The organism is Mesorhizobium sp. M7A.F.Ca.US.002.01.1.1 (genome assembly GCF_004022955.1).
GTDB classification, from domain to species: Bacteria; Pseudomonadota; Alphaproteobacteria; order Rhizobiales; family Rhizobiaceae; genus Mesorhizobium; species Mesorhizobium ciceri.
Genome location: NZ_RZQE01000661.1, coordinates 1 through 2,577, shown reverse-complemented (window position 1 = coordinate 2,577; position 2,577 = coordinate 1). Strand labels below are relative to the sequence as shown.

Here is a 2,577-nt window from a genome sequence, read left to right as displayed (position 1 = left end):
TACGACCGTTGCCCGCAACACGCTGCTGGTCAACACCATGCCGTTCTGGATGCTGCTCGCCGAGCAGGAAATGGCCGCCGAGCAGCATCCAGAACGGCATGGTGTTGACCAGCAGCGTGTTGCGGGCAACGGTCGTATGCTCCAGGCCGACATAGAGGCAAAGGAACTCGATGCCGAAAAGCGCGCCAACCAAGATGCCGGCGAGCAAGGTCCCGTCGCGCGTGAAAAGCGCGATGCCGCGCCACCGGCACCAGGCAAAGACACACATGCCGCCGATGATCGAGCGCGCGATCGACAGGAAAACCGGATCATAGCCAGCATAGGAGATCTTGGCGGCGACGTAATTCAGCCCCCAGGAAAAGGTCAGCCCGACCATGATCGCGGCGGCGGCCAGGTCGACCGTGTCGCGCCGGTCGAGCGCGTCGGTGGCGCCGCTCACGATCAGTCCTCCGCGCTGGCGTCGTCGAAGCCGATCAGGTTCCAGCTCTGGCGCATATGCGGCGGCATTGGCGCCGTGACATCGATGACGCCCTTGTCGGGATGCGGAATGATGATGCGGCGGGCGTGCAGATGCAGGCGGTTTTGAATGCCCCCGGGAAAGTCCCAGTTGGTGTCGGCCTCGAAATATTTCGGATCGCCCAGGATCGGGCAGCCGATGTAGGCGGCATGGACGCGAAGCTGGTGGGTGCGGCCCGTATAGGGCTCCATTTCAAGCCAGGTCATCGTCTGCGCCGCCTGCTCGATGATGCGGTAGTAGGACACAGCGTGGTCGGCGCCCTTTTCGCCATGCGCGGCGACCCGCACGCGGTCACCGTCCGGCGTCGGCTCCTTGATCAGCCAGGTCGAGATCTTGTCCTCGCGTTTGGGCGGCACGCCCTTGACCAGCGCCCAATAGGTCTTCTTGGTCTCGCGGGCGCGAAACGCTTCCGAGAGCTTCATGGCGGCCAGTCGGGTGCGGGCGACGACCAGCACGCCCGAAGTGTCGCGGTCGAGCCTGTGAACCAGTCTGGGCTTCTCGCCCTTCTGGTTGCGCCAGGCCTCCAGCATGTCGTCGACATTGCGGGTGACGCCCGAGCCGCCCTGCACCGCAAGGCCCGCCGGCTTGTTGAAGACGAAAACCTTAGGGTCTTCATGGATCAGCATTTTCGACAGGACATCGGCATCGCCCTGGTTGCGGATCGAGTGGCCGGTCAGCGCACTCTCGCCCTTCTTGTCAACCTCGAGCGGTGGGACGCGAACCATCTGGCCGGGCTCGACACGGGTGTCGGCCTTGACCCGGCCGCCGTCGACACGGATCTGGCCGGAGCGCAGAAGCTTCTGCAAATGGCCGAAACCAAGGCCCGGGAAATGGGTCTTGAACCAGCGGTCGAGCCGCATGCCCGCCTCGCCGGCTTCCACCGTGATCTGTTCAACGCCTGCCATGTTTTTTGTCGCTTATCCGTTTCCCGAGCCAAGCTCGGCCTGTTCTTGGCGCGGCAATAGCACTAAGGCAGGCTTCTTGCGAGCCAAAGTCCCAGAAACAGGGCGATAATGGCGCCAATGACGCTGGCAAGGGCATAACCCAGCGCAGGCAGCGTGGCTCCCCGCTCCCACAGCGTCGCAAAATCGAGCGAAAAGGCTGAGAAGGTGGTGAAGCCCCCAAGAATGCCGGTGGCAACGAACAGCCTGACCTCGTTCGATCCGCCACGGCGCATCATGGAGGCGATGAACAGCCCCATGGCGAAGGAGCCGATGACGTTGATGGCCATCGTGCCCCAGGGATAGTTGGGGCCGACAAAACGCAGCGCGCCGATGTTGGTAAGGTGACGAATTCCGGCACCGATGCCGCCACCGACGACGACGAGAAACAGATTGAACATGACCGTTTACTGCCCCCGCAGGGCTGCCCGGTCAATCCCTCGCTGTGGGCGCAAGCGCACGGATCAGCCGAGCTCGTCACCACTCAGGCGTTGCCCATCCCGGATATTTTTTCCTGAACTCGTTATAGAGGTCATCGATCTCCGTTTTTCCGATAGGGCGCACCTGTTCGTAGAGGTAGCCCTTGACGTCGCCGGACAGCTGGTACGCCGCGATGCGCCTGTATGCAGCGCCGATGCCTTTGCCCTCGACAATGTATTGGTCCGGTATCGAGACACAGAGCTGCGCACCCGGCTGCAGATGGGTAACGGGCGGATCGGTCACGACAACGTATTTGGACTTCAACGCCGCCGGTCTGAACCGATCGCGACTATCGACCTGACAAGCCCACTCGATGCGGGGGTAAAGGTCCTTGTCCATTTCATAGAGCAATGAGTCGCTCATGATCCCGCTGGACGCAAATACCGACAACCGGTCCCCAGGTCCCATCTTTCCAAGAAGGTCATCGATAAGGCGCCTGTATTCTGGAAGATTGTCGAGTTGCAGCGGGAGCGTGGCTTCCCTGGCAAAGACGTAGCTGACCGGTGACAGCACCTGGCGGCCAATCGGGAAAAAAGTACCGAAAAACGCCAGCACGGCGGCAACGGCTATCGCGGCGGTCGACCATCGCGATCTCAGCGCCGGCATCGAAACGATCGCAACGATTGCCTGGGCGTAGGC

General features: G+C 62.1%; 3 protein-coding genes and 1 pseudogene. All 4 read right to left on the bottom strand.

The genetic code is table 11. From position 1 onward, the window contains the following. The coding region (locus tag EN932_RS33690; RefSeq protein WP_164890770.1) for a DMT family transporter at positions 1-439 on the bottom strand (439 nt) is incomplete at its 3' end. A gap of 2 nt (positions 440-441) precedes the next feature. Further along, on the bottom strand, positions 442-1,422 hold the full coding sequence (locus tag EN932_RS33685) for an RluA family pseudouridine synthase (protein ID WP_024505072.1): 981 nt from the start codon (positions 1,420-1,422) through the stop codon (positions 442-444). 62 nt (positions 1,423-1,484) lie between these two features. Further along, positions 1,485-1,859, bottom strand: coding sequence for a fluoride efflux transporter CrcB (gene crcB / locus EN932_RS33680; protein ID WP_063172204.1), 375 nt, complete (start codon positions 1,857-1,859; stop codon positions 1,485-1,487). Between the two features lie 76 nt (positions 1,860-1,935). Then, positions 1,936-2,577: pseudogene (locus tag EN932_RS33675) on the bottom strand (hypothetical protein); the annotation flags it as partial.